Origin of the sequence: Streptomyces sp. SID11385 (assembly GCF_010548245.1) — a bacterium.
Classification (GTDB): domain Bacteria; phylum Actinomycetota; class Actinomycetes; order Streptomycetales; family Streptomycetaceae; genus Streptomyces.
Genome location: NZ_JAAGLR010000743.1, coordinates 1 through 531 on the forward strand (window position 1 = coordinate 1; position 531 = coordinate 531).

At 79.1% G+C, this 531-nt stretch carries 1 pseudogene; it reads left to right on the forward strand.

From position 1 onward, the window contains the following. A pseudogene (locus G3I42_RS22485) lies at positions 1-531 on the forward strand (MFS transporter); the annotation flags it as partial.

Below are 531 nucleotides of genomic sequence, written 5' to 3' on the forward strand. Positions count from 1 at the left end.
CGGGCCTCGCCGTGGTGCGCTGGATACCGCGCGGCGCGGGGGCGGGCGGCGGCGGGCTCGACCTGCCCGGCACGGCGCTGCTCGGGCTCGCCTTCGCCGCCGTGCTGCTCGCGCTCACCGAGGGCCCGCGCGTGGGCTGGGCCTCGGCCGAGGTGCTCGGACTCTTCGCGGGATTCGCGCTGTGCGCCGCCCTGTTCCTCACGTGGGAGCGGCGCGCCGCGCACCCGCTCGTGCCGCTGCCACTGCTGCTCGGGCCCGGCCTCGCACTCGCCCACCTGGGCGCCTTCCTGCTCGGCGCGGTGCAGTTCGTCTTCTACGTGCTGATCCCGCGCCTCGCCGAGCTGCCCGCCGGGGTGCCGGACGCGCGGGCCCGGCTCGTCCCGTACGGCTTCGGCGTCTCGGTGACCGTCGCGGGGCTGCTCCTCCTGCCCGGCACGCTCATGGGCTTTCCCGCGAGCGCGGCGGCCGGGCGTCTGGAGCGCCGGGCGAGCGCCCGGCTCCCGCTCGCGGCGGGCCTCGGCACGAGCGCGG